General features: G+C 68.9%; 14 protein-coding genes. 8 read left to right on the top strand and 6 right to left on the bottom strand.

The window, feature by feature from the left end:
- Positions 1-17 precede the first annotated feature (17 nt).
- From NS365_RS02385 to NS365_RS02375, 3 genes are read left to right on the top strand one after another with little or no spacing between them, the layout of a single operon-like run.
- On the top strand, positions 18-767 hold the full coding sequence (locus NS365_RS02385; RefSeq protein ID WP_058598687.1) for a GntR family transcriptional regulator: 750 nt from the start codon (positions 18-20) through the stop codon (positions 765-767).
- The gene (locus NS365_RS02380) at positions 764-1,537 is read left to right on the top strand and encodes an SDR family NAD(P)-dependent oxidoreductase (protein ID WP_244493489.1); all 774 of its coding nucleotides are present in this window, start codon (positions 764-766) and stop codon (positions 1,535-1,537) included. The genes NS365_RS02385 and NS365_RS02380 overlap by 4 nt, the downstream gene beginning before the upstream one ends.
- A 45-nt stretch (positions 1,538-1,582) precedes the next feature.
- A complete protein-coding gene (locus NS365_RS02375) occupies positions 1,583-3,058 on the top strand; it encodes a mannitol dehydrogenase family protein (protein ID WP_058598685.1) in 1,476 nt (491 codons plus the stop codon).
- An 89-nt stretch (positions 3,059-3,147) separates the two neighbouring features.
- Here the strand turns inward: NS365_RS02375 and attM are convergent, their stop codons facing one another.
- The 3 genes from attM to NS365_RS02360 all read right to left on the bottom strand — a co-directional run bounded on the left by attM (position 3,148) and on the right by NS365_RS02360 (position 6,689).
- Positions 3,148-3,939 carry an AttM family quorum-quenching N-acyl homoserine lactonase gene (gene attM, locus NS365_RS02370; RefSeq protein ID WP_058598684.1) on the bottom strand — a complete coding sequence of 264 codons (792 nt, stop codon included), beginning with the start codon at positions 3,937-3,939 and terminating at the stop codon, positions 3,148-3,150.
- Positions 3,940-3,983: 44 nt separating this feature from the next.
- Positions 3,984-5,144: an iron-containing alcohol dehydrogenase gene (locus NS365_RS02365; protein WP_058598683.1), complete on the bottom strand. Its 1,161-nt coding sequence runs from the start codon at positions 5,142-5,144 to the stop codon at positions 3,984-3,986.
- 90 nt (positions 5,145-5,234) lie between these two features.
- A complete protein-coding gene (locus NS365_RS02360; protein WP_058598682.1) occupies positions 5,235-6,689 on the bottom strand; it encodes an NAD-dependent succinate-semialdehyde dehydrogenase in 1,455 nt (484 codons plus the stop codon).
- Between the two features lie 1,025 nt (positions 6,690-7,714).
- On the opposite strand from NS365_RS02360, the gene NS365_RS02350 reads away from it, so the two are divergent.
- The 5 genes from NS365_RS02350 (at position 7,715) to NS365_RS02330 (ending at position 13,313) form a co-directional block, all read left to right on the top strand.
- Entirely contained in the window at positions 7,715-9,469 is a 1,755-nt protein-coding gene (locus tag NS365_RS02350; protein WP_058598680.1) for an ABC transporter permease, read from the top strand.
- A 22-nt stretch (positions 9,470-9,491) separates the two neighbouring features.
- Positions 9,492-10,790 carry an AAA-associated domain-containing protein gene (locus tag NS365_RS02345; protein WP_058598799.1) on the top strand — a complete coding sequence of 433 codons (1,299 nt, stop codon included), beginning with the start codon at positions 9,492-9,494 and terminating at the stop codon, positions 10,788-10,790.
- A gap of 90 nt (positions 10,791-10,880) precedes the next feature.
- The gene (locus tag NS365_RS02340; protein ID WP_058598679.1) at positions 10,881-11,573 is read left to right on the top strand and encodes an MgtC/SapB family protein; all 693 of its coding nucleotides are present in this window, start codon (positions 10,881-10,883) and stop codon (positions 11,571-11,573) included.
- Between the two features lie 16 nt (positions 11,574-11,589).
- Entirely contained in the window at positions 11,590-12,684 is a 1,095-nt protein-coding gene (locus NS365_RS02335) for a sensor histidine kinase (protein WP_244498333.1), read from the top strand.
- Positions 12,681-13,313: a response regulator transcription factor gene (locus tag NS365_RS02330; protein WP_058598677.1), complete on the top strand. Its 633-nt coding sequence runs from the start codon at positions 12,681-12,683 to the stop codon at positions 13,311-13,313. Before NS365_RS02335 ends, NS365_RS02330 begins: the two co-directional genes overlap by 4 nt.
- Positions 13,314-13,522: 209 nt before the next feature.
- On the opposite strand, the gene NS365_RS02325 is transcribed toward NS365_RS02330, so the two are convergent.
- From NS365_RS02325 to NS365_RS02315, 3 genes are read right to left on the bottom strand one after another with little or no spacing between them, the layout of a single operon-like run.
- Positions 13,523-16,141, bottom strand: a complete 2,619-nt coding sequence (locus NS365_RS02325) for a hypothetical protein (RefSeq protein WP_058598676.1) — start codon at positions 16,139-16,141, stop codon at positions 13,523-13,525.
- A complete protein-coding gene (locus NS365_RS02320; protein WP_058598675.1) occupies positions 16,129-17,166 on the bottom strand; it encodes a glycosyl hydrolase family 8 in 1,038 nt (345 codons plus the stop codon). The genes NS365_RS02325 and NS365_RS02320 overlap by 13 nt, the downstream gene beginning before the upstream one ends.
- Positions 17,163-19,274 (bottom strand): cellulose biosynthesis cyclic di-GMP-binding regulatory protein BcsB, encoded by a 2,112-nt coding sequence (locus NS365_RS02315; RefSeq protein WP_275477546.1) that lies wholly within the window; start codon positions 19,272-19,274, stop codon positions 17,163-17,165. Before NS365_RS02315 ends, NS365_RS02320 begins: the two co-directional genes overlap by 4 nt.
- Between the last annotated feature and the right edge of the window lie 171 nt (positions 19,275-19,445).

Here is a 19,445-nt window from a genome sequence, read left to right as displayed (position 1 = left end):
TGCAACGGGATTTTCACATGACGCGCTCGACAGCCGGCCAACAGGTCGCGGAACGGCCCTCGGGCGCGCCGCAGGATGGCGGCCTGGGCCAACTCGCGCTGGTGCTCGACCGGCGCGGCTCGGTGGCCGATCAGGTCCATGCCGCGCTGCGCAAGGCGATCCTCGACGTGTCGCTGACGCCGGGCGCGGCGATCAGCGAGAACTCGATCTGCCGCCAGTTCGACGTGTCGCGCACGCCGGTTCGCGCCGCGATCCAGCGCCTGTCCGAAGAAGGGCTGGTGGATGTCTTCCCCCAGCAGGGCAGCTTCGTGTCGCGCATCAAGATCGGCGGCATTCATGACAGCCATTTCGTGCGCCGCACGCTGGAGATCGCGCTGGTGCGCGAGGCCGCCAAGCGCTGGACGCCGGAGGCCGGGGCGCGCCTTGGCGCCATCCTGCGCGCGCAGGAAGAGACGATCGCGGCGGGCGACGTGGACGGGTTCCACCGCGAGGACGAACGCTTCCATCAGCTGATCGCCGTCGAGGCCGGGCGCGAGGGTGTCTGGCCGCATATTCTGGCGACCAAGGCGCAGCTCACCCGCTTCATCCGCTTTTCCGGCAATTCGGAGCGCCTGCCCGTCGTGGTGGAGGAGCATCGGCGCATCGGCGAAGCGCTCGGCGCGCGGGATGCCGACGCGGCGGAGGCGGCGCTCACCGCCCATCTCGACAAGATCTTCATCCTGTTCGAACACATGCCCGACGAGGAACGTCGGCATTTCGAACCTTGACCTCATCCAACCAGGAAGGGCGCGAGCCTATGGAACTCAACGGCAAGGTGGCGGTGGTCACGGGCGCGTGTGGCGGCATCGGGCGCTCGATCGTTCAGGCGCTGGCTACCTCGGGCGTGCGTCTGGCGCTGGTGGACCGCGAGGCCGCGAGCCTTGCCGCCTTGTGCGCCGAGCTTCCCGTCGAGGCCGAGGGCTTCGCCATGGACCTCGCCGACCCGCAAGCCGTTCAAGCGGGCGCATCGTCCATTCTCCAGCGCTTCGGCACGGTGGACATTCTCGTCAACAATGCCGGCATCCTCTCGCCCGACAAGCTGGACGCCGTGACACTCCAGCACTGGCACGCGCTGATGGCGGTCAATCTCGACGCGGCGCTGCTTCTGTCGCAGGCCTTCGTTCCGGGCATGAAGGCCAAGAGCTGGGGCCGGCTCGTGAATATCTCGTCCTATGCCTGGAAGTCGGGCGGGCTCACCGCCGGCACGGCCTATTCGGTGTCCAAGACGGCGCTGGTCGGGCTCACCTTCTCGCTGGCGCGCGAGCTGGCGGGCTCCGGCATCACGGCCAATGCCGTCGCGCCCGCCTATGTCGTCTCGCCCATGATCCTCGATCAGCTGACGCCCGAGGCGCTGGAGCGCCAGCGCAAGGCCATTCCGGTCGGCCGCCTGTGCCAGCCTGAGGAAGTGGCCCATGCCGTCTCCTTCCTCGTCTCGCCGCTCGCCGGCTTCATCACCGGCGAGGTGATCGACATGAATGGCGGCATGGAATTCGGCTGAGCGCCCTCGCCTGCCGCCCTTTCCCTTCATCCTGCCGAGATCGCCATGACCGACCGCCCCCGCCTGTCCGATGCCACGCTGCCGCTTCTGCCGCCCGGCATCGGGCGCGTCGCCTATGAGAGGGGCGCGGCGCGGGCGGGCATCGTGCATCTCGGCCTCGGCGCGTTCCATCGCGGGCATCAGGCCGTCTTCGCCGACGACGCCCTGGCGCGGGGCTACGTGGGATGGGGCGTGGTCGCCGCCTCGCTGCGCTCGCCCGAAACGCGCGACGCGCTGGCGCCCCAGGACGGGCTCTACACCTTCGCTCTCAGGGACGGGGCCAAGGTCGAGGCGCGCGTCATCGGCTCGCTCCTGCGCATCCTCGTCGCGCCCGAAGATCCAGAGGCGCTCGTCGCCGCGCTGGCCGATCCGAATGTGAAAATCGTCACGCTGACCGTGACCGAGAAGGGCTATGGCATCGACCGCGCGACCGGCGGGCTCGACCGGGCGGATGCAGGCATCGCGGCCGATCTTCGCCCCGGCGCCGTGCCCTCCACAGTGCTGGGCTTTCTCGCGGCCGGGCTCGACCGTCGTCGGCGGGCCGGCGCGCCGCCGCTCACCCTTGTTTCCTGCGACAACCTGCCGAAGAATGGCGAGATGCTGCACCGCGTTCTCCGCGAATTCGCCGCCGAGAAGGACGAAGCGCTCGGGCGCTATGTCGAGCGCGAGATCGCCTGCCCCTCGTCCATGGTGGACCGGATCGTGCCCGCGACGACAGAGGCCGACCGCGAGGCGATCGGCGCGCTAACAGGGTTGCACGACGCCTGGCCGGTTCTGGCCGAGCCTGCCTTCGACTGGATCATCGAGGATCGCTTCGCCGGCGAGCGCCCGCCTTTCGAGGCGAGCGGCGTGCGCTTCGTCGAGGATGTCGAGCCCTATGAACATATGAAGCTGCGGCTTCTGAACGGCGCGCACACCGCGATTGCCGCGATCGGGCGGCTGGCGGGCTTCGAGACCGTGCCGGAAACCGTCCGGCATCCGGCCGTCCAAGCGTATCTGGCGCGCTTCTGGGCCGAGGCCGAGCCGACGCTTTCGATCGACCCTGCCATCGCGCGCGCCTATCGCGAGGCGCTGCTGCCGCGCTTTTCCAACCCGGCCCTGCCGCATCGCACCGCGCAGATCGCGACCGACGCCTCGCTGAAAGTGCCCCAGCGCCTCGTCGCGCCGCTGCGCGAGCGGCTGGCGCGGGGCGAAAGCGTCGCGGCGCTAACTTGCGCGCTTGCCGCCTGGATCCGATCCTGCGGCGGCGTCAACGACGCGGGCACCTCCTATCCGATCAGCGATCCCGCGCTGATGGCTTGGACCAGCCGCCCGAAACAGCCACTCGCGCCCGCTGAGGAAGCCTCGGCCTTTCTCGGCTTCGAAGCCGTGTTCGGCCGTGATCTCATGCAGAACGACAGCTTCGCCGCCGCGCTTCGAGAGGCGGTGTCCGACATGGCGGAGACGGGCGTCCTCGCCACACTGGAACGCCGCTTCGGCTGAATGCAGCCGTGAGACGGTCATTGCCGTCAAACGACATCGCCCCCCAAAACGGGAGGGCGACGCGGCGGGTCAGCCCGATGCTTCGCCGGTCAGGCGTAGTAGTCGGGCGCGTGCTTGAAGGTCGGCCAGGCGTCCGGGTCGTGCCCCGTCACAACCGTCGCGCCCGTTCGCTCGGCGAGCGTGCGCAGCTTCTGGACCGAGCGCACCGTGTCCACGGTCGAGGCGAGGAAGCCCGGCAGCGCCTTTTCGTCCCAATGGTCGAGCGTATAGGCGGCGTCGATGGTGAGCAGCATGGGCTTCGACTGCGGCAGGCGGACGAGGAAGGACTGGTGTCCCGGCGCATGGCCCGGCGTGAAGACCGTGGTCAGCGTGCCGTCGCCATAGATGTCGTAATAATCGTCCGCCTCACCGTTCAGGAACTGCCATTTCAGGCCGGGCTTGTCGAAATCCTTGCGGATATAGCCGCCCGCAGCGAACCAGTCCGGCGTGAAGGCATATTCGTATTCCGAGCGCTGGACGATATGCGTGGCGTTGGGGAAGCGCCCGATCGCGCCGGTGTGGTCGAGATGGAGATGCGACTGCACGACATAGCGCACGTCGGCGGGGTCGAAGCCCAGCGCCTTGACCTGATCGACGCAGCCCTGGTCCTTGTCCAAGACCGGCCAATAGACATCGCAGATGCCACCCCAATGGCCGCGCGGATCGGTGGCCACCTCGATGGCGTTGCCGCCGTCGATGATCGTATGCCCCTTGGGATGGGTGATCAGGAAGAAGGGAACGGGGATCTCGTAATCCGCGCCATTGCCCTGGTTCATCTTGATGTTGTGGACCTTGCACTTCAGCGTTCCCGACTGAAGCATGTAGAGCCGGATGTCCGTCATTCATTTCCTCCCTGGAGACCGTGTATGGGTGTTGGAGAAAGGCGTCAAAACGCCTCGGTGTAGAGCGCGAGCGCGTCGGCTTGCGTGACCTCGACTGGATTGTTCACGAGAAGCCGCGTCTGCTTCATGGCGTCGGACGCCAGAAGAGGTAGGCTGTCTTGCGTGACGCCGACATCGCGCAGGCGGCGCGGCGCGCCGCTCTCGTCCATCAACGTCTGCATGGCGGCAACGAAAGCGTCGGAGCGCGCGGAGGCATCGCCCGCGCCCGGCACGCCGAGAACATCGGCCAGCTCGGCATAAAGTGGCGCTGCGGCTGCCGCGTTTAAGCGCAGCACCGGCCCCAGCATCAGCGCGTTCGAAAGCCCGTGCGGGATGTGGTAATGGCCGCCCAGCGGATAGGCGAGCGCATGGACCGCCGCGACCGGCGAGTTGGCGAAGGCCTGCCCCGCCAGCATCGCGCCGAGCAGCATGGCCTCGCGGGCCGCGCGGTTGGAGCCGTCGCGGCAGGCCGCCACGAGATTGGCGCCGAGCAAGCGCAGCGCCTCCCGCGCGAGCGCGTCGGAGAGCGGGTTCTTCTTGTGCCGGCTCGTATAGGCCTCGATCGCATGGACCATGGCGTCGATGCCGGTGGCGGCCGTGTGGATCGCTGGCAGGCCGACCGTCAGCTCGCCGTCGAGCAGCACGTAATCGGCATAGAGCTGGGGCGAGACGACGCCCATCTTGGTTGTCTCGCCGGTGGTGAGGATGGAGATGTTGGTCACCTCCGATCCCGTGCCCGCCGTGGTCGGCACCAAGACGAGGGGCAGGCGCGAGCCCTTCACGTTGCCGATACCGTAAAGCTCCGAGAGAGGCTGCTCGGACACCGCGAGAACGGCCACGAGCTTGGCCACGTCCAACGAGGAGCCGCCGCCGAGCCCCACCACGATGTCGCAAGCCGCCGCCTTGGCCTTTGCCACGGCGTCCAGCAGAACGGCTTCCGGGGGATCGGCCACCACGGCGTCGAAGATCGTGACGGTGAAGCCGGCGGCTTGGAGATCGGCCGCGATCGGAGCGATCAGCCCGGCCTTCACCAGCCCCGCATCGGTGACGAGAAACGCGCGCCGCGCCGCGAAGCGGTCGCCCAGGCGCTGGCCGAGATGCTGCGCGCCCGACCATTCGACTTGGATAGCCGGCACGGTGCGAAATTCGAAACTGTTGATGGTCATCAAGGCCTCCCGACCGATGGGTTCAGCGCGGCCACGACCGTCCGCCCGGCCGGCGGCAGCGCTTCGAAACGGATGTTGGTTCGGCGCGTCTCAGCGCAGCGCCGAGCACCAGTATTTCACCTCGAGATATTCCTCGATGCCGTGATGCGAGCCTTCCCGCCCGAGGCCGGACTGCTTGACACCGCCGAAGGGCGCAACCTCGTTGGAGATCAGTCCCGTATTATGGCCGACCATGCCGTATTCCAGCGCCTCCACCACGCGCCACGCGCGCTTGGCATTCTCGGTGTAGAAATAGGAGGCGAGGCCGAACTCGGTGTCGTTGGCGAGCGCGATCACCTCCTCCTCGGTTTCGAAGCGGAAGAGCGGCGCGACCGGGCCGAAGGTTTCCTCGCGCGCCACGCGCATGTCCGATGTCGCGCCCACTAGCACGGTCGGCTCGAAGAAGAGCCCGCCGAGCGGATGACGCTTGCCGCCGGTGACGACACGCGCCCCCTTGGCCAGCGCGTCTTGGAGATGACTCTCGACCTTTTCCAACGCCGCTTCGTCGATCAACGGGCCGATCAGGACGCCCGGCTCCGTGCCGCGCCCGACGGGAAGCGCGGCGACCCGAGCGGCGAGCTTTTCGGCAAAGGCGTCGAACACGCCGGCCTGCACATAGAGCCGGTTGGCGCAGACGCAGGTCTGGCCGGCATTGCGGTATTTGGAGGCGATCGCGCCTTCCACGGCGGCGTCCAGATCGGCATCGTCGAAGACGATGAAAGGCGCGTTGCCACCCAGCTCGAGCGACAGGCGCTTGATGGTTGGCGCGCACTCGGCCATCAGGATGCGCCCGACCTCGGTCGAGCCAGTAAAGGAGAGCTTGCGCACCGTGTCGCTGCCCGTCAGCACGCCGCCGACCGTGCGCGACTCGCCCGTGAGGATCTGCAGAACGCCGGCCGGGATGCCGGCCTTCTCGGCCAGAACGCCGAGCGCCAGCGCGGTCAGCGGCGTCTGCTCGGCGGGCTTCACGATCATGACGCAGCCCGCCGCGAGCGCGGGGGCGGCCTTGCGGGTGATCATGGCGGCGGGGAAGTTCCAAGGCGTGATGGCCGCGCAAACGCCGACCGGCTGCTTCAAGACCATCAGCCGCTTGTCGGCCTGCGGCGCGGGAATGACCTCGCCATAGACACGCTTGGCCTCTTCAGCGAACCATTCGATGAAGGACGCGGCGTAGAGCACCTCTCCCCTGGCCTCCGCCAGCGGCTTGCCCTGTTCGGCCGTCATCAGCGCGGCGAGATCGTCGGCGTTCGCCACGATCAGTTCGAACCAACGGCGCAGGATCTTGGCGCGCTCCTGCGCGGCGAGCCCGGCCCAGGGCTTGAAAGCCCTGCCCGCCGCCTCGACCGCCTGGCTGACCTCCGCCGCGCTCAGCGAGGGAACGCGCGCAATCAGGGACCCGTCGGCGGGATCGTGCACCTCGATCGTGGCACCGCTCGAAGCCCTCGACCAAGCGCCATCGATGAGGCAAGCGTCTCGCAAGAGATGCGGAGATCGAAGCTGAACCAAGGGAACCTCCGGCTGACTCGACACTCAAGTTCGACTAATGGAACAAAGCTCCACTCTGTGAACCGATACTGTTTGCCATGAAAGGAATTGTCAAGCCGGGGCCGCGCGCTTTGTCGCAGGTCGGCAACCCGGCAATCGCTGGCGCTTCGACGCCCAGCCAAGGTGCAGGGCCTCCCCGGAAAGCGCGTCGAAGCCGCTCGTGGCGACCGATATTGCGTGGGAACTAGGCTTCATCAAAAGCTCGGCCTATAGGCCGACTGCGACCATGACTTGAGTTCGATCTGGCGACGCGGCTGCGGACGGGCGGTCTCGTCCCGGCCCTTGGCAGATGCGCTGGGCGAGCGGTTTCCTCGGCCGGACCGAGATCAGCGGGGGGTCCAAAGCCAACTCGCGGGCGAGACCGATCTCCTCAGGCAGCGCGGCTATGCGATGACGATGGCCGCGGCGCGAGGGCATGATCTGCTTGGGCGCGTCGATCCGGGACCATTCAGGCCGCGCCATCGCCGGCATCGCCGTCAGTCTCATCCCCGGCGAGGCGAATGCTCCGCTCCGGCAAAAGCTCGGAGCCGACCTTCGCACGGTCGCGCAGATCCTCACCCGCCGCCTTGGGACCTCAAGGCGCGGTTCGCGGACGTGATGGCCTAGCCGGCGGCCGACCGCTTCGGCGTGACGACGCGACACCTCCCGCGCCTGAATGCCGGGACGGATATACCGATGTATAGTGCGATTGACCCAATGCCCGCTCGGCCGAGGCCTGGCGCGGTGCTAGGAGTTCGCCAGTTGCAACGCGCCTGTCGGGCGGTTGTGCCGAGGAAGGAAGCCGCCCGTACGGTGGCCGCCACGCCTCGGCAGACCGGGCTCGCGCGGTGCGGGCTCTTCATGCGCGAACGCCCTCGCCGCCCCGGCCTGAGCGCTCGCGACCAATCGGCCGCTCGAACCGCCCATTCCTGACGTGACACGCCCCCAGCCGCTGGCTGGCGGGGTCGCCGGCGTTTGGGCGCGAGGGGTCCAAAGGAGGTGGGATCATGGCTTTCTTTCTCGCGCCCTCCCGCGCCGGCGGGGCGACGGGCATCGTGTCGTCGCTGGGCAAGGCCAGCATCTGGGCGGATGCGGTCGCGCTCGTGCTGCTGGCCGGTGTGGCGGTGATGGTGGTGCATGGCGCGGAGGAAGCGCGCCAGCCGCTCGACCTGTTGCAGCAGGTGCCGATCACGCTCGATCCCGCCCGCCTGCCCGATTATGCGCTGCGCACGACGCTGCGCATGTTCGCAGCCCTCGCCGCCTCGCTCCTCTTCACCTTCACGGTCGCGACGCTGGCCGCCAAGAGCCGCAAGGCGGAACTGATCATCGTTCCAGCCCTCGACATTCTCCAATCGGTGCCGGTGCTGGGCTTTCTCACCTTCACGGTGACCTTCTTCATGGGCCTGTTTCCCGGTCAGCAGCTGGGCGCGGAATGCGCCTCGATCTTCGCGATCTTCACGGGCCAAGCCTGGAACATGGCATTCAGCTTCTACCAATCGCTGCGCACCGTGCCGGCCGATCTCGACGAGGTGTCGCGCCAGTTCGGCTTCTCGGCCTGGCGGCGCTTCATCCGGCTGGACCTGCCTTTCGCCATGCCCGGTCTCGTCTGGAACATGATGATGTCCATGTCGGGCGGCTGGTTCTTCGTGGTGGCGTCCGAGGCCATCACGGTCGGCGACAAGACCGCGACGCTGCCGGGCATCGGCTCCTGGCTGGCGGTCGCGATCGAGCGCAAGGATTTCGGCGCGGTGGCGCTGGCCGTGGGCGCGATGGCGGTGGTGATCCTTCTCTACGACCAGCTCCTGTTCCGGCCGATCGTCGCCTGGGCCGACAAGTTCCGCTTCGAGCAGACGGCCTCGCAAACCCGGCCCAAAAGCTGGGCCTATGATCTCGTGCGCCGCACGCGTCTCGTGAAGAAGCTCGCCTTTGTTCTCGCCGCGCCCTTCCGCTTGGTCGAAACTCTCCGCCTGCCGTCCCTGCCCCACCCCCGCCTTCCCGCGATCGGGCGCACCACGGCCGGGGCGATCGACCGGGCCTGGGTTGGGCTGGTGCTTCTGGGCTGCGCCTGGGGGCTCTGGCAACTCGCGTCCTTCATCACCGACAGTCTGACGATGGGCGATATCCGCGAAGCCTTTCTCTTGGGCCTTGCCACGCTCGCCCGTGTCGCGGTGCTCACGGTTATCGCCAGCGTCATCTGGGTGCCGGTCGGCGTCTGGGTCGGCCTGCGCCCGCAATGGGCCGAGCGGGTGCAGCCGGCGGCGCAGTTTCTCGCGGCCTTCCCCGCCAATGTCCTGTTTCCCTTCGCCGTGGTCGCCATCTCGACGCTCCATCTCGACCCCAACATCTGGCTGTCGGTCCTGATGGTGCTGGGCACGCAATGGTACATTCTCTTCAACGTCATCGCCGGGGCGACCGCGATCCCGACCGACCTGAAGGAAGCCAGCGGCATTTTCGGCATCCGGGGTTGGCAATGGTGGCGCCAGCTCGCGCTGCCGGCGATCTTTCCCTATTTCGTCACCGGCGCGCTGACGGCGTCCGGCGGCTCCTGGAACGCCAGCATCGTGGCCGAGACGGTCTCCTGGGGCAACACCAAGCTCGAGGCGGCGGGCCTCGGCTCCTATATCGCCAATGCCACGGCGGCCGGGGACTATCCGCGCGTCGCGCTCGGTATCGCCATGATGAGCCTCTTCGTCATCCTCTTCAACCGCACCGTCTGGCGGCCGACGTACCGCTATGCCGAGCGGCACCTTCGCCTCAACTGATCTCCAAGCGGGAGTGCGCGCCATGAACGCGATCCAGACCCAGCCCCTCGTCGAAGTGCGCGGCGTGCGCCATGCCTATGGCAAGGCGAACGGAGCCGAAACCCTCGTCCTCGACGACGTGAACCTCACTCTTTACGACAACGAGATTGTCGGCCTGCTCGGCCGCTCGGGCTCGGGCAAGTCCACGCTCCTGCGCTCCATCGCCGGGCTGATCCAGCCGAATGTGGGCACCGTCACCTTTCCCAAGGCCAACGGCCCGACCAGCGTCGGCATGGTGTTCCAGAGCTTCGCGCTCTTTCCCTGGCTCACGGTTCTTGAAAATGTCGAGGCGGGGCTGGAGGCCAAGCGCGTGCCGCGCGAGGAGCGGCGCAAGCGCGCGCTCGCCGCCATCGACCTGATCGGCCTCGACGGGTTCGAAAGCGCCTATCCCAAGGAGCTGTCGGGCGGAATGCGCCAGCGCGTCGGCCTTGCCCGCGCCCTCGTGGTCGATCCGGCCATTCTCCTGATGGACGAGCCCTTTTCGGCGCTCGACGTGCTGACCGCCGAAACGCTGCGCACCGATCTTCTCGACCTCTGGTGCGAGGGGCGGATGCCGATCCAGTCGATCCTGATCGTCACGCACAATATCGAGGAAGCGGTGCTGATGTGCGACCGTATCTGCGTCTTCTCCTCCAATCCCGGCCGCGTCATCGCCGAGATCAAGGTGGACCTGCCGCAGCCGCGCAACCGGCAGGACCCGAGCTTCCGCGCCATGGTCGAGGACATCTATGTGCGCATGACGACGCGCCACGAGGCCGACCATCACAAGGAAGGGCTCTTCCCCGGCACAGGCATCGGCATGGCGCTGCCGCGCGTCTCCACCAACTCGCTCGCCGGCTTGATGGAGGCCATCGCCGCCCCGCCCTATCACGGAGAGGCCGATCTGCCCCGGCTCGCGGCCGAGCTGCAATACGAGGCGGACGAGCTGTTCCCGATCGCGGAAGTGCTCCAGCTGCTGCGCTTTGCCGAACTCGGCAATGGCGACATCAGGCTGCTGATCGCCGGGCGGCGCTATGTCGACGCGGAAGTGGACCAGCGCAAGCAGATCTTCGCCCAGCATCTCCTGAGCTACGTGCCGCTGGCGGCCCATGTGCGCCGGGTGCTGGACGATCGGCCGACCCATCACGCCCCGGCGCGCCGCTTCCGCGACGAGCTGGAGGACTCGATGACGGAAGAGGACGCCGCGCAGACGCTGAAGTCGATCATCCAATGGGGCCGCTATGCCGAGACCTTCGCCTATGACGAAGGCGCGGACCTCTTCAGCCTGGATAATCCCAGCTGAAGGGAAGCTTCAACGGGCCTGACACGCGCCTGTGATGAAGCTCTGCCATGGGCTTCATCCCGCCTTGCCCCTTCTTTGGGACCGACACCCATGTTCGACCATCTGCCGGAAACGGCGCTCAATCTCTTCGCGGCTCTGGTGCTCGGCTGCGCGATCGGCTTCGAGCGGCAATGGCACCAGCGGATGGCGGGCCTGCGCACCAACACGCTGGTGGCCATCGGCGCCGCGATCTTCGTCACCTTCGCCGCGCTCTTTCCCGGCGAATCCAGCCCGACGCGCATGGCCGCGCAGGTCGTCTCAGGGATAGGCTTTCTGGGCGCGGGCATCATCTTCAAGGAAGGGCTGAACGTGCGCGGCCTCAACACGGCCGCCACGCTCTGGTGCTCGGCGGGCGTCGGCACGCTGTGCGGCGCGGGCTTCTATCCCCATGCCGCCGTCTGCACGCTCTTCGTCATTTGCGTGAACCTGCTCCTGCGCCCGCTGGTGCGCGCCATCGAGCTGCGCCTGCCGCTCGCGCCCGACTTGAAGAGCCTCTACACGATCTCGATCGTCTGCCATGGCGAGCGGGAGGCCGATGTGCGCGGCCTGCTGCTGCGCGATGTGGGGACCCATCTCCACATTCAGGAAATCGAAAGCACCGATATCGAAGACTCCAACCGGGTGGAGGTCAACGCGATCATGCGTGCCGACCAGCGACAGGATCGCCTGGTGGAGCAGATGATCGGGCGGCTGAGCCTGGAGCCGCTCGTCACCTCCGCGCGCTGGCGGTTCGAGCGCGTCTGAAGTTTCGAAAGCTGGCATGAGGGCGAGCGGGATGCAGACGGGCGCGGAAGAGACGAGACGTGAGGCGGCCAGACGGCCGCGCTGGCGTCTGGCCGCGCTGGCTGTTCTCACGGCCCTCATCTTCATCGCCGACACGGCCACGCATTTCGAGATCGCCGTCGCGGTGTTCTACACGGCCGTAATCCTTCTGGCTGTCGATGCGCTGTCGGTACGGGGCGTCGTGGCGCTCGCGTGGTTCTGCGCCTTTCTGACGGTGCTCAGCCTGTTTCTGACGCGCGCCGGCGCCTTCGATTCTGGCCTCGCCAACTGCGTGATCAGCGTTCTCGCCATCGCCGTCACCACCTATCTCTCGCTCAAGCTGGTCGCCGCCAAGGCCGCCGTCTTCGCCGCGCAGGCCAAGCTCGGTCAGATGGCGCGCCTGACCCAGCTCGGCGAACTCACCGCCTCCATCGCGCACGAGGTCAACCAGCCGCTTGCCGCCATCACCACCAGCGCGCAGGCCGCGCACCGCTGGCTGGACCGCGAGCCGCCCGAGCCCGAGCGAGCGCGCGCCGCGCTCCATCGCGTCATCGACGCGGCCAACCGGGCAAGCGACGTCATCCTGCGCGTGCGCGGCCTCGCCAAGGGCGAAAAGCCGCGCAAGACGCGCCTCGACCTCAACGCCATGCTTCTGACGGCGCTGGATCTGGCGCAGGCGGAGATCGAACGCAACGGCATTGCGGTGACGCTCGATCTCGCCGATGCGCTGCCGCCCATCCTCGCCGACGAGGTGCAGATGCAGCAGGTCGCGGCCAATCTGCTTCTCAACGCCATAGAGGCGATGAGCGCGGTGCCCCCCGCACGGCGCGAACTCGCCATCGCCTCCTTCCGCGAGGATTCGGGGCATCTGGGCTTCTCCATCACGGACACGGGCGTCGGCCTCGGGGCCAACGCGTTAGAGCATCTGTTCGATTCCTTCTGGACCTCAAAGGAAGGGGGCATGGGCATCGGCCTGACCATCAGCCGCTCCATCGTGGAAGCGCATGGCGGGCGCATCTGGGTGACCTCCGAGCCGCGACCGGGCGCCGTGTTCCGCTGCACCTTGCCTCTGCCCGAAAAGGACCACGCATGACCCCGCCCACGCAGGCGCCCCTCGTCTTCATCGTGGACGACGATCCGAGCGTGCGCGAGGCGGTGGCCGACCTCTTAGCCTCGGTCGATCTCGAAGCGCGCTCTTTCGGCTCGGTGGCGCAGTTCCTCGCCGCCGAGCAGCCGAGCGCGCCGAGCTGTCTCGTCTTGGATATCCGAATGCCCGGCCAGAGCGGCCTCGAATTCCAGAAGGATATGGGCGCGAAGGGCCTGCGGATGCCCGTCATCTTCATCACCGGCCATGGCGACATCGAAATGTCGGTGCGCGCGATGAAGAACGGGGCGATCGAATTCCTGACCAAGCCGTTCCGCGACCAAGACCTGATCGACGCGATCCAGGAGGGGCTGAAGCGGGATCGGGCGCGGCTCGAAGCCGACGGCGCGCTCGCGGATCTCCACCGCAACTGGCAGTCGCTGTCGCCGGGCGAGCGTCAGGTCATGGTGATGGTCGGGCGCGGTCTTCTCAACAAGCAGATCGCCGGCGAGCTGGGCCTCAGCGAGATCACCGTCAAGGTTCGGCGCGGACATGCCATGCGCAAGATGCAGGCGAAATCCCTGGCCGATCTTATTCGAATGCTCGATCGCCTCGGCAGCGCCGCGACGGACGCGTAGACGGTTGGGGGCTGACGTCCTGTTCCGAGCCCTCGCAATGGAGGGCCGGAAACGACTTTCATTCGGTGCTGCCGCTAGGGCGTGGGAGCGGCCGTGAGGCGAGCGCGGTTCACGGCCCGAACACCCGGTTGGCGAGCAGGCATGACACCGGCTGCCATCCTCCGTGCGCCGCACCGCCGCCCGAAGGCGATCAGCTACAGCCCCTCGCCTCAGCCGTCGTTCGCGAAGCGGCCCTGTGCCTGATCGAGGGCGGCGAGGCCGCGCACGCCTTCGCGGTTGCCGGTGCGCGCGACCGCCGAGAAGACCTGCCGCGCGTCGGCCCAGCGGCGCAGTTCCAGATAGGCGTAGCCGCGCAGAACCATGAGGTCGAGCCGCTCGGGCGCGATGCGGGCGCGCTCGTCCAGTGCCTGCAGGGTCTCCACCGGGCGCTTGGCCTCGAAGGCGCTGGTGGCGCGGGCCGAGAGGATGGCGGTGTCCAGCTCGATGCGGCGCGCGGCGGGCTGGGGCGCGCGTGTGGCGGCAATGGCAGCGCGGTCTCCGACGCCGAGGCGCAGATAGGCCAGACTCTCGCCATAGGACGCGTCCTGGCGCGTGCGTCCCTCGCCCCGCCGCGCCGCGCTTTCGAACGCGCCGGCCGCCTCCAACGGGCGGTTGAGGTCGAGAAGGCACCAGCCGCGCGCCATGGCAGCGTCGGGCGAAAGCGTCGACGGATCGATCTCAGCGCCGCCGCATCCCCTTGCGGGCGCGGACCTCGACGCCACGCGCCGGGCGGGCGCGGCGCTGGCGGCGGGCTCGGATCGAGCGGATGGCGCGACGTGGGCGCGGCGTGTCGCAGGCGGCGTCTGGCCTTGCGCCATGGCGCTGCTGCCCGGCTGCGGCGAGGTGTGGGACATCCCCTGCGAGCCGGCACCGGCTCCCATCACTGCCGCGGACGGCATGCCCGCATAGGCGGAGACAATCGAACCGGCTCCCGCTTCGCCGGCCATCGCAGCCGCAGTTCCCGCACGCATCGAAGCTCCCGGCTGTGAGCCCGCATCGGCAGTGGCGGGCAATTCTGCGCCCGCCATCTGCGGGGCACCGCTCATGGCGGAACTCGGCTGCGCGGCCGCGAAACCGGCGGCGGGCGCATTCGCCCCGGCTGGACCGACCATCGCTCCGCCCGGCTGCGCGGAGGTGCCGGATGGCGCCCCGGCAAAAGGCGAACCCGCGCCCGCCATCCCGGCCATGGCCTGCGCCGATGCGCTCGGCTGCGCGGCGGCATAGGCCGTGGGCGGAACGGTGCCGCCGTCGCGCGCGGCCTGGGCGGCCGCGACCTCCGCCTGATCGGGGCGGCCGATCGCGGCGATGCGCGGCGAGCGGGGGCCGAAGGCGCGCTGGAGGGCGGCGAGGCCCGGCTGATCGCCGAGGCGCTGGCGCACCAGCGCCAGACCATAGGCGGACGGCTCGTCGCCGCGCCGGAAGTCGAGCGCGGCGGCGAACCATTGGCCGGCGGTCACAAACTGGTTCAGCCCATAGGCATACCAGCCGAGCTGCTGGGCGCTCGCGCCATCGCGCGCCTGCCCGACGGCGGCCGTGATGCGTGCGAGCACATCGGGCTGAATGATTTGGCCCCCGCTCGCCGCCAGCAGATTGGCGGCCGCCGCGAGATAGACCGCCCGCGCCCCATCCGACGCCGTGCGCCACCGCGCCATGGCGTTTTCGGCCTCCGCGAAGCGGCCGAGCGGAATGAGGGACAGGGCATAGCCTTGCGAGATCGTGGCGCTGTCGTCCCTGGCGCGGGCGCGCTCGAAATTCGGCAGGGCACCGGCCGCATCGCCCCGGCGCAGCGCGTACCAGCCCAGAAGCTCGGCATCGGACGCCCGGCCTTCGGGCGCATCGACCAACTTGCGGATCAACGCGAGATCGGCGTCGGAGACCTGCGCCGAGGCGTCGTCCGCCGCCTTGGAGAGGCTCGCGCGGGCGAGATCGGCGCGCAGCGCGGCGAACTCGCCGACCCCGTCCGGCCCGCTGCGCTCGGCCGCCAAGAGCGGGTCGAGATCGGCGCGGGCCAGCCGCTGGCTCGCCATCTGGATCGTGGCGAGCCGCTCGCCGACATTGTCGCAATGGGTGAGGACGTAGAGATAGGCGTCCTTCGCGCGCTCGGGGCGCTTGGTTTCGGCAAAGGCGCGCGCCACGCGCCAGAGGCTGTCCACCTCCGAGCAGGTCAGGAGGCTCGGGGTCGAGGCCGCGATGCGGATGACGCTTTCATATTGCTGGAGATTCGAGGCGTTGACGAGTTGCAGGCGCGCTTCCGCCACCGCGACCCGCTCCAGAAGATCGGCGGGCGGCTGCCAGCCGGGCTGGCTCTCAGTCCGCGCCGCGATGGCCTCGCGCACCTCGCCCAGGCGTCCCTGCGCATAGAGTTGCCAGATGCGGTCCAGCTCGGGGTCGCCGGCCGGGGCGGCGGCCGGCAGATCGAACGGATTCTCGGGCGGCTGCCAGTTGGGATACAGGCTTTTGAGCCGCGCGATTTCCGCTTCCAGACGCCTCGTATCGCCCTGCTGGGCGAAGTAGCGCAGCGCCGTCAGATCGACCTGCGGCGGCGCGGCGGCTGGCTCGTTGGAGGCCGGTTGAGACGGTGCGACCTGCGTTGGCGGCAGCGTCGGAGCCTGCGCCGGTGCCGGGTTCGATGTCTGCGCCTGCGCGACGAGCGCGCCGCTCGGCTCGGCTGCCATGGCCACGCTCGGCGCGGCCGGCGGCGACAGGTCGTAACCCTCGCGCCAGGCATGCATGGCGACGGACAGGCCGGCAATCGCGGAGAACGCGGCGAGGGTCTTCAGCGCAGACATTCGGGATGCCTCTCGTTGAGCGCGTCGAGGGCGAGAAGGTGCAGGGTCGAAGGATAGTAGAGCGTCGGCGCGAAGCCGCGCAGGTCCTCCGGCACGGGCGTTCCCTCGAGCACGCAGGCGACTGCGGCCGGAATGATGCGATAGCCGGGGTCGCTGAGCGTTTCCTTGGTCGCGCCACTGGCGAGATCCACGATCCGCAGGTTGCCGTTCGCGTCTGTCATTCCGGCCGTGAGCTTGCGCAGGAGATCGGTATCTCCTTCCCTTGCGCGCAGGAGATAGAGCGGCAGGCGCAGCGCGTTGTAGCCGAACTCGGCCGGGAAGCCGGCGGCGGGCTTGGGCCGCTGGGCGAGCGAGAGCCATTCGGGCGGCAGGGCGGCGTCGGTGAGGACGCTGGCGAGAAGGTGCCGCCCGCCCCCCTCGGCCCCGCTCCAGTCATGGCCGGGTGCGAGCGCGGCGAGTTCGCCGAAGGCCTCGAACACCCAATAGGACAGGTTCACAACCGGCCCGTCCGCGCGCTCGCCCCGATCGAACCCGGAGACGCCCGGCCGCAGCAGCGTCTGCCCATCATGGGCGAAGAGAAGGCGCGCGCCGATGAATCCCGCCAGCGTCGCGGCGGCCTCTGTCAGGTCGGACCTCTGCCATTTGGCCCCGCCCCGCGCGAGGCCGAGCGCGATCAGGATGTCGCCGTCGCTGGCATCGTTGAGATCGGTGACGGGCGGCTCGGAGCCCGGCGTCCAGCGCCAGGCGGCCAGCCCGTCGTCGCGCACCAGAAGCTGCGTGCGCGTGAAGCTCCAGATGCGGTCGAAATTGGCCTGGTCATCGGCCATCACGGCCAGAAGCAGGCCGTAGCCCTGCCCCTCGCTATGGCTGATGCCGTGATTGCCGGTGTCGACGATGCGCCCCGACGCGTCGAGGAAGCTGGCGCGGTAGCTCTCCCACGCGCCGGGTGGAAGCGAGGACGCAGCCATGGCGGGTGTCCCCCAAGCCAGAAGAAGCGCGAACAAGAGAGGCGTCAGCGATCTCATTCGCGGTGCCCCAAGGTTTGCACGAAGGCGGTGGTGGCGATGCCGAGGAGAAGCGCCACCACCACGATCAGCGAAGCATAGGCGAGGACGTTTTCCGACAGCCAGTTGGCGAGGATCAGGCGCATATTGGAAAAGGAAAAGGGCTGCGTCGGCACGAAGGACGCCGCGCCGACGGGCTGGCTGGCGGTTGTGCTCTCTTTTGGGTCGAAGGCCGACACGCGCCCCACGAGCTGCACCCAGTTCGCCTCGCGCGCGACCAGCGCGATATTCTCTCTCAAGGCCGCCGTGCTCGGCGCGGTGAGAACGGTCCAGACGCCGGCCGGCCCCTCGCCTTGCCCGACCACCAATCCGTCATCCGCGCCGGGGGCGAAGGGCTGCTGGCTGGCGGGCACCAGCCGAAGCCCGCCAGCCTCGATGTCAAAGGTCTCGCGCAGCCAGCCTTCCAGATCCGACAGCGTCGCGCGCCAGCCAGACGCCGTGCCGAACTGCTTCTGCCAGCCCTCCAGCGTCAGCGCGGGGGCGGCGGCCGGCCCGGGCGCCTGCCCGCCCCATTCGGCCGCGCGGGCGGGATCGATATGGGCACGCGTCAGCGCCTCGGGCGGCAGTTGGCGCGTCGGCCCGATGAAGAGCGCGTGCGAGCCGAGGGCGCCGGTCGGCGCGGGCGCGAGCCGCAGCGGAATGGCATGGCCGGCCGAAAATGCGATGCGGCCCAGAAAGGTCGCGGCGGCGCTGAGGCCCTCCGCCCGATCGTCCGGCAGCACGACATCCACGGGATCGCGCGTGACATTGTAGGGAAAGCCGACGCCCTGAAAGGCCGAGAGATCGGGCACCCGCGCGATGCGGGCGAAATCGGGCACTTCGAGCCGCGAGGTATCGAACAGAGCGAAGCGCGGCGCGCCGCCGGTGGAGGTGCCCGGCCGGCAGCTCCGGTCGGCCTCGGTCAGAAGATTGGCCTCCAGCGCGATCGTGTTCACGCCGGGCCTGAGATGGCGCATGGTCATGCGCAAGGGAAAGCCGTCCAGCACGCCGCTGCCCCCGCCGCCGATCGGCAGGGTCGTCGCGATATTGCCGTTCACATAGAGATTGACGAGGCTGCCCGGCAGAACCTCGCCGCTATAGGCGGCGTCCAGCCGAACCACGGCCTCGCCATAGGCTTCGGCGAAGAAATCGCCGGGCACCGCGACGGCGAACTCGGTGCGGAAACGCCGCCCGGCGAACTCCTGCGAGACGACGCCCAACTCGCGGAAACTCAGCGCCCCGCCCTCGCGCATCAAGGGCGCGTCGGGCGTGCGCAGCGCGGGGTTGAGGATCGCCGGGCGCGGGGCGGCTCCCTCCCGGTCCACGAAGGAGACGATGCGCTCGGCGCCCGCTGCCACTTCGTCCCAGTTGGAGCCGGTGAGAGCCAGAACGCTCGATCCATCGCCGCGGCGCAGGAAGCTCGCGCCCCCGCTCGGGCTTGCGCTCAAGGCCCCCGCCAGCGCGCCGAAGGCGTCGGCCGGGGCGACCACGACATCGAGCGTCCCGGCGCGGGCCGGCGGCACGCTGCCCTGCACGATCTCGACGCTCTGGTTGGGCATGGCGGTGAGAAGCGCCAGCCCCTGCGACAGGCGCATGAGGGCCGGGGCGGCGTCGCTGAGGTCTCCGGCGGGCAGCGCGAGGCGGATCAGCGTCAGCCCCTCGCCGTCGAGGCCGGTGGCGCGCACGTCCTCCAGCCGGCGCGGCGCGAAATCGGCGGCGCTTCCGGCGAATTCGAGAAAGGTGCGGCCCGAAGCCAGCGTCGTCCAGAGTTCGTAGGTGGAGCTGACAGTGCAGTCCGTCCTGTGCCGCAGAGTGCTTTCGACGCCGATCGTGTTGAGGCCGGGGCGCAGCAGGCCGGCCGGCACGGCGACCGTGAGATCGCTCAACCCGTCCGACGAGGCGACGGGCGCGTCGATCAGCGGCATGTCGTTGACGAGAAGGCGCAGGCGCGACGCTTCGGGAGCCACCAGAATGGCGTTCTGATAGGCGATGTTGAGCCGGGCGGCGGCTTCCGCTTCCTCGCGCGTCAGAGTGATCGACCAGCGCCGCCGATCGATCTCGCCCGACAAAGCCAGCTCCGGCCCGGCGATGAGGTGGCGACGCCAGCCGTTGGAGGGGGCGGGTTGTGCGCTGGTGTTAGACGCGGATGCCGGTGGCGCGGATGGAGGCGCGGCGATTGCGGGCGCGTCGGGTCTTACGGGGCTCGGCGCGGCCGAGGCGCTTGGCAGGCTGGCCGGGCGCGGCGGCTGCGGCTGCGGCTG

It is taken from the genome of Aureimonas ureilytica (assembly GCF_001475935.1).
GTDB lineage: Bacteria > Pseudomonadota > Alphaproteobacteria > Rhizobiales > Rhizobiaceae > Aureimonas > Aureimonas ureilytica_A.
Note: the sequence above shows the minus strand (reverse complement) of the source record. Positions and strands in the feature narration are given on the sequence as shown.

What these genes read in the sequence shown, in the direction of transcription:
- NS365_RS02385 (WP_058598687.1), top strand. Translation starts at nt 18, where the DNA reads ATGACGCGCTCGACAGCCGGCCAACAGGTCGCGGAACGGCCCTCGGGC.
- NS365_RS02375 (WP_058598685.1), top strand. Translation starts at nt 1,583, where the DNA reads ATGACCGACCGCCCCCGCCTGTCCGATGCCACGCTGCCGCTTCTGCCG.
- attM (WP_058598684.1), bottom strand. Translation starts at nt 3,939, where the DNA reads ATGACGGACATCCGGCTCTACATGCTTCAGTCGGGAACGCTGAAGTGC.
- NS365_RS02365 (WP_058598683.1), bottom strand. Translation starts at nt 5,144, where the DNA reads ATGACCATCAACAGTTTCGAATTTCGCACCGTGCCGGCTATCCAAGTC.
- NS365_RS02350 (WP_058598680.1), top strand. Translation starts at nt 7,715, where the DNA reads ATGGCTTTCTTTCTCGCGCCCTCCCGCGCCGGCGGGGCGACGGGCATC.
- NS365_RS02345 (WP_058598799.1), top strand. Translation starts at nt 9,492, where the DNA reads ATGAACGCGATCCAGACCCAGCCCCTCGTCGAAGTGCGCGGCGTGCGC.
- NS365_RS02340 (WP_058598679.1), top strand. Translation starts at nt 10,881, where the DNA reads ATGTTCGACCATCTGCCGGAAACGGCGCTCAATCTCTTCGCGGCTCTG.
- NS365_RS02335 (WP_244498333.1), top strand. Translation starts at nt 11,590, where the DNA reads ATGAGGGCGAGCGGGATGCAGACGGGCGCGGAAGAGACGAGACGTGAG.
- NS365_RS02330 (WP_058598677.1), top strand. Translation starts at nt 12,681, where the DNA reads ATGACCCCGCCCACGCAGGCGCCCCTCGTCTTCATCGTGGACGACGAT.
- NS365_RS02325 (WP_058598676.1), bottom strand. Translation starts at nt 16,141, where the DNA reads ATGTCTGCGCTGAAGACCCTCGCCGCGTTCTCCGCGATTGCCGGCCTG.
- NS365_RS02320 (WP_058598675.1), bottom strand. Translation starts at nt 17,166, where the DNA reads ATGAGATCGCTGACGCCTCTCTTGTTCGCGCTTCTTCTGGCTTGGGGG.